This window comes from Collinsella sp. TF11-5AC (genome assembly GCF_003436775.1).
GTDB lineage: Bacteria > Actinomycetota > Coriobacteriia > Coriobacteriales > Coriobacteriaceae > Collinsella.
In genome coordinates, this window is record NZ_QSQO01000012.1 from 59507 (window position 1) to 65631 (window position 6125).

Below are 6125 nucleotides of genomic sequence, written 5' to 3' on the forward strand. Positions count from 1 at the left end.
GCGGGATGGCGAGCGACTACGGGGACGAGGCGGGCGGCAAGCTGCTCGACTGGATGCTGAGGATCGGCCAGGAGGCCGGCGCCGAGGCAATGGCGCGCAGCGCGAGGGAGCTCTCCGAGCGCCTCGCGGGAATCCGCGGGACCATCGCCGGCGGGCGCGCCGAGGCCATCGCGGCCGACGGCGCGCCGACCTACGCGAAGCTCAGCCTCGAGGAGCTCTCGGGGCTTCCCGAGTACGCGACGATCAAGGAGGTCGTCTCCGACAAGCTGCGCGCCGCGTCGGTCGAGCACCACATCATCCCCGGCGGGGGCCGCGACTGGCTGCTCTTCAAGGTGGAGGACGCCCCCGAGGTCGACGAGGCCTTCCGACAGCTCGAGCAAGAGACGGGAAAGGCCGCCGAGCGCGCAAGGGAGCGGCTCTCCGAGATAGCCGAGAGGCGCCAGGCGCCCGAGCGGCTGGCCGAGCGCGCCGAGCGGGCGCGCGAGGCGTCGAGGGCCCACAGCCAGGGCCCCGGCCGGGACCGCGGCCCGCGCCAGATCGAGGGGCCCGAGAGATGAGGTGGCAGGCGGCGGCCGCGCTGGCCGCGGCGGCGTTCGCCGCGGGGGACTTCGCGGCCGCGGCAATCGCGGCGTCGGGCGCGAACCCGATCCTCGACCCGGAGGCCGCCATGGCGGCGATACCCGCGGCGCTCCGCGCGGGGCGCGTCTTCTCCGCGGAGGCGCTTCCCCTGTGCGCCGGGACCGCCTGCGCGTGCGGCGCGCTCATCGCCTGGGCCCGCTCACTGGGGACCAAGGGGGCCCGGCGCGACGGCGAGGAGCACGGTAGCTCCAGGTGGGCCACGCCTAAAGACATCGCGCCCTTCGGCGACGCCAAGGACCCCGACAACAACATCATCCTCACCGACAACGCGCGCATCCGCCTCGTGAGCCGCAGGTTCGACCTCTCCACCGACACCAACGACAACGTGCTCGTGGTTGGAGGACCCGGCACCGGCAAGACGCGCTACTACGTCAAGCCGAACCTCCTGCAGGCCAACGCCAGCTTCTTCGTGACCGACCCGAAGGGCACGCTCATCCGCGAGATGGGCGGCGCGCTGGCGGAGCTCGGCTACGAGATCCGCGCGTTCGACACCATCGACTTCACGCGCTCGATGCGCTTCAACCCCATAGCCTACATACGCGACGAGGCGGGCGTCATCCGCTTCGCCCGCGGCATCGTCGCCAACACCGAGGGCGAGGCCGACCACAAGGGCGACCCCTACTGGGAGAAGGCCGAGCGCCTGGTCTACACCGCGCTCACGGCCTACCTCGTCATGCACTGCGAGCCTGCCGACCGAAACCTCGACGGGCTGCTCACGCTGCTCTCGCTCGCCGACGCCCGCGACGACCCGGGCTACATGAGCCCGCTCGACATGGTGTTCCGCGAGCTGGAGACCGGCGAGCGCTACGTCAGGCGCGGCGGCGCTTCGGCGGAGGGCGGATCGCTGCGCGGCTTCGCCGAGGAGGACGGCGCGTGGGAGTGGGTCAAGGTCCGCGAGCCCGCGCCCCCCGACGACTTCGCGCTCGCGAGCTACCGCGAGTTCCGCGTGGCCGCCGGCGACACCATGAAGTCGATGCTCTCGAGCTGCAACGTCCGCCTGAAGCCGCTGTCCATCCGTGCCGTCCGCGACCTCACCTCCAAAGACGAGCTCGGCCTCGCCCACATGGGCGACGAGGGCGCCAAGGTCGCGCTCTTCGCGTCCATGAGCGACACCGACTCGACCTTCGACTTCCTGTTCGCCCTGCTCATGGACACAGCCGTGAGCGCGCTTTGCGCCGAGGCGCTCGAGGCGCACGGCGGCTCGCTGCCCACGACGGTGCACTTCGTCTTCGACGAGTTCGCCAACATCGGGCGCATACCCGACTTCGAGCGGACCATCGCCGTCACCCGCAGCCGGAACATCGCCGTCTCGATGATCGCCCAGTCTCTCTCGCAGCTGAAGGAGACCTACGGCGACAACAACGCCGAGACCATCGTGAACGCCTGCGACACGCTGCTCTACCTGGGCGGAAAGGCGAACGAGACCAACGAGGAGATCAGCAAGATGGCCGGCAAACAGACGGTGGCGAGCGAGACGCAGAGCGACTCGCGGGGCGCCGGCTGGACCCGGACCGTGAACCGCGGCATCTCCGAGCGCGACCTCATACAGCCCGCCGAGGTGGCGCGCATGCCGCGCGAGGACGCGCTCGTGCTCGTGAACGGGTGCATGCCGCTCATGGACCGGAAGTACCGGCTCGAGCGCCACCCGCGCTCGCGCCTGCTCGAGGAGGCCGCGCGCCGCGGCCCGTTCGACTTCGCGGAGTACCGCAGGCAGAAGGAAGGCAACTCGTGACGGGGCCGCGGCGGGCGCGGGCCTCCCCCGCCGCGGGGGAGGAACAGCAAGGAACATCGTCAACCGAAAGCAAAGGAGAGCAGCATGCTCGCAAACGTCATCAAGCTCGTGTCGGGCTGCGTGACCTTCCTCGGCGGCTTCCTGGTCGTGTGGGGAGCGGTCTCGCTCGGCCTGGCCATCAGGGAGCAGCAGGGCGGCCCGCAGATCGCGACCGCCATATCCACCATCGCCGGCGGCGCGATCATCATCGCCGCGTCGGTCTACTTCGGTCAGCTGGACACGTCCTGGCTGCCGGCATAGGGGGCGTCGCGGATGGCGCTCAGGATACCGGTGCAGAAGGACATCGGCGAGTACGAGGAGAAGATCGTCGGGAAGATGAGCCTGCGCACGCTCGCATGCGTGTCGCTCGGCTTCGGCAGCGCCGTCGGGGCGGCGGCATTCGTCCACCTGGGCCTGCACGCCGACGTCGCGGACGCGGCCTTCCCGATCATGCTCTGCAGCATGCCGTTCTGGCTCGCCGGGTTCTGGCGGCCCTTCGGCATGCGCGCCGAGGAGCTGCTGCCGCTTTTGGCGGCCCACGAGCTCTCGCCGCAGCTGCTCGCGTACGAGCCCTGCCTCGCCGGGAGCCTCCCCGAGGGCTCGCCGCGCCCGGGCCGCCCGGGACGTCGCGCGAGGCGCAGGGCAAGGAAGAAAGGAGCCGAGCTCTATGAGCCGAGCAAGAACCAACAAGGAGAATAGGCCGAAGCGCCCGAGCACCCTCGGGCTGCTCCTCGGCGGCACGGGCGGGCGCAAGGACGCCTCGAAGGGCGCGGAGGCCGAGCGGCAGAGGCGCCGCCGGGAGCGCGACCGCTCGAGCGAGATGGCCGCCTACGTCGGCTACGACGCCATGTACAGGGACGGCATCGCCCAGGTGATGCCGGGGATGTTCAGCCAGACGGTCGAGTTCTCCGACATCAGCTACCAGTCCGCGCGCAAGGAGGCGCGCGAGACGGCCTTCACCGTGATGAGCTCGCTGTTCAACTACTTCCCGGCGGACTCCCACGTGCAGCTCCAGGTCGTGAACGCGCCCATCCCCGCCGACGAGGTCGGCCGCAAGGTCTTCTTCGAGCCCGGGGAGCGCGCCACCTCCGGGCTCGCCGAAGAGTACAACCGGATCCTCAACGACAAGATGCGCGAGGGCGTCTCGAACCTCGTGCGCCACCGCTACCTGACCTACGCCGTGGGCGCCGACGACGTCGACGCCGCGGTGCCCAAGCTCGCGCGCATCCGGGGAGACGTGGAGCAGACGCTCGCGCGCATACGCTGCTCGTCGCGCGCCCTCGACGGCGCCGAGAGGCTCGAGCTTTTGCAGGGGCAGCTGCGCCCGGGGTCGCGCTTCGAGTTCTCCTGGGACAAATTGTCCCCGACGTCGGGCGCGCGCACGAAGGACTTCGTCATGCCCTCCACGCTCGACTTCAAGCCCGAGGGCAGGTCCGACTGCTTCCGCAGCGACGGGCGCTACGGCGCGGTGCTCGCGGTGCGCAGCTTCGGGTCGGTCATCGAGGAGACCTACCTCGCCTCCATCATCGACCTGCCGCTGCCGCTCAACGTGACGCTGCACGTGCAGCCCATCGCGCAGAGCGAGGCGCTCGCGCTCGTGAAGCGCCAGATCGACTGGATGGACAAGGAGATCATCGACGAGCAGATGAGCGCCCTGAAGAAGGGCTACGACTACCAGATCCTGCCGCCCGAGCTGCGCTTCTCGAAGGAGGAGGCCGAGGAGCTGCTCGACTTCCTGCGCAACAAGTCCGAGCGCCTGTTCGTCTACACAGGCCTCGTCTACACCTGGGCCGACAGCCTCGAGGAGCTCGACCGCCGCGTCCAGCAGGTGACGAGCGTCGCGCAGGGCTGCACGATCGGCCTCGAGCCGCTCCACTTCCGGCAGCGCCAGGCTCTCAACTCGGTGCTCCCGCTCGGTGACAACCACGTCACCGTGAGCCGCTACCTCACCACGGGGCAGGTGGCCATGCAGATGCCCTTCGCCAGCCAGAGCCTCGACGAGGCGGGCGGCGGCTACTACGGGCAGTCCAAGGAGAGCGGGAACCTGGTGCTGTGCGACCGCAAGCGCCTGGCGAGCCCCATGGGCTTCGTGTGCGGCAAGCCCGGCTCGGGCAAAAGCTTCTCGGTCAAGCGCGAGATAACCAACACCGTTCTCGCGCACCCCGAGGACGAGGTCGTGATCTTCGACCCGGCCGGCGAGTACGGCAACCTCGTCGGCGCGCTCGGCGGCGCGAACGTCGAGCTCGCCCCGGGATGCTCGGCGGTGCTCAACCCCCTCGACACCGCCGACGTCGCGGACCGCGCCGACGCCGCCAAGCTCGCGTACAAGACCGACGCGGTGCTCGCGCTCTCGAGCGCGCTCATGGCCGAGGGCCGCGAGGGCCTGCCTGAGCGCGACCGCTCGATCATCGCCCGCTGCGTCGGCGAGGCGTACCGGGAGTGCGCGAGGGACGGCCGCCTGCCCACGCTCGGCGACTTCCACGCGGCGCTGCTCGCTCAGCCCGAGTCCGAGGCCGCCGACATCGCGCTGCGCTACGAGCGCTACGTGAAGGGCGCGTTCTCCTTCTTCAACGGCCAGAGCAACGTGGCGCTCGACAACCGCATCACCAACATCGACATGCACGGCCTCGGCCAGAACATGCGCGTGTTCGGCATGATCACGGCGCTCGAGATGGTGCGCAACCGCGTGATGGTCACGCCGCCGCGCCCCAACTACACCTGGCTCTACATCGACGAGGTGCAGAGCCTCTTCGCGCATCCGACGGTGGTCGAGTACTTCGCCCGCCTGTGGCGCGAGGGGCGCAAGTTCGGCCTCATCTGCACCGGCATCAGCCAGAACACGAGCCACATGCTGGCCAACGCCGAGGCCCGCGACATGGTGCTCAACTCCGAGTTCTTCCTGCTGCACAAGCAGTCCACCGCCGACCTCGACGCATGGGCGGAGATGCTCCAGCTCTCCGCCACGGAGCGCGGCTACATCGGCGACGCCGTCAAGCCCGGCGAGGGGCTGCTCATCAGCGCCGGGATCCGCGTGCCCATCACCGACGACTTCCCGAAAGGCCCGCTCTACGACCTGTGGAACACCAAGCCCGCAGAGGTCGCCGAGCGCGAGATGCGCCGGGCGGCGCGAGAGGCGGAGGAATAGGAATGGCCGTCCCGAGCGAGGGCGGCGGGATGCTCGAGGTGGTCGGGGCGCAGCGCCGCGACGTGCTCACCGCGGGCGACGTCGCGGAGACCGAGCGCGACGCCCTGGGAAACGTCTCGGAGGGCGCCGGCCCGCTCGACGAGGCGGGAGGCCCCGCCGCAACGGCGAAGGGGCGCCCGTCCAGGCCCGACGCCCCGGAAGGCGGGCTCGGGGACAAATTGTCCCAACCCGCCGGCGACCGGCGCGCGGCGGCCGCGATGCGCTCGCGCGTCGAGGCGGCGAAGCTGGCGATCGCCCGGGAGGCCGTCTCCCAACTCGACGACTCGGAGGAGCTCGAGGGCGCCTCGGGCATGTACGACGCGGGGCGTGCGGCCGAGAAGGCCGCGGGAAGGCTGCGGCAGAGGAAGGCGAAGAAAGCAGCCCAAGGCAGCCGCAAGGCGGCGACCGCCCTCGGCGCCCCAAAGGGAGGCGCGCGCGGCCCCGAGGCAGCCGGCGCGACCGCCCCGGCCAAGCACCAGGCGGCCCAGGCGGCCGCGCAGGCGTCGGGCGAGGCGGCCCGCGCCGCGGGGT

General features: G+C 70.8%; 5 protein-coding genes and 1 pseudogene. All 6 read left to right on the forward strand.

Going from position 1 to position 6125, the window contains the following annotated elements:
* The first annotated feature begins 5 nt into the window (after positions 1-5).
* Positions 6-557, forward strand: coding sequence for a hypothetical protein (locus tag DXD16_RS06745; protein ID WP_099432731.1), 552 nt, complete (start codon positions 6-8; stop codon positions 555-557).
* Positions 554-2371, forward strand: coding sequence for a VirD4-like conjugal transfer protein, CD1115 family (locus tag DXD16_RS06750; RefSeq protein WP_117655563.1), 1818 nt, complete (start codon positions 554-556; stop codon positions 2369-2371). Before DXD16_RS06745 ends, DXD16_RS06750 begins: the two co-directional genes overlap by 4 nt.
* Before the next feature lie 84 nt (positions 2372-2455).
* Complete coding sequence (locus DXD16_RS06755; RefSeq protein WP_006234636.1) at positions 2456-2671, forward strand: hypothetical protein; 216 nt, start codon at positions 2456-2458, stop codon at positions 2669-2671.
* A gap of 12 nt (positions 2672-2683) precedes the next feature.
* On the forward strand, positions 2684-3109 hold the full coding sequence (locus DXD16_RS06760) for a PrgI family protein (protein WP_042433164.1): 426 nt from the start codon (positions 2684-2686) through the stop codon (positions 3107-3109).
* A complete protein-coding gene (locus DXD16_RS06765; RefSeq protein WP_117655564.1) occupies positions 3078-5555 on the forward strand; it encodes a VirB4-like conjugal transfer ATPase, CD1110 family in 2478 nt (825 codons plus the stop codon). Before DXD16_RS06760 ends, DXD16_RS06765 begins: the two co-directional genes overlap by 32 nt.
* 2 nt (positions 5556-5557) lie before the next feature.
* A pseudogene (locus tag DXD16_RS06770) lies at positions 5558-6125 on the forward strand (hydrolase Nlp/P60); the annotation flags it as partial.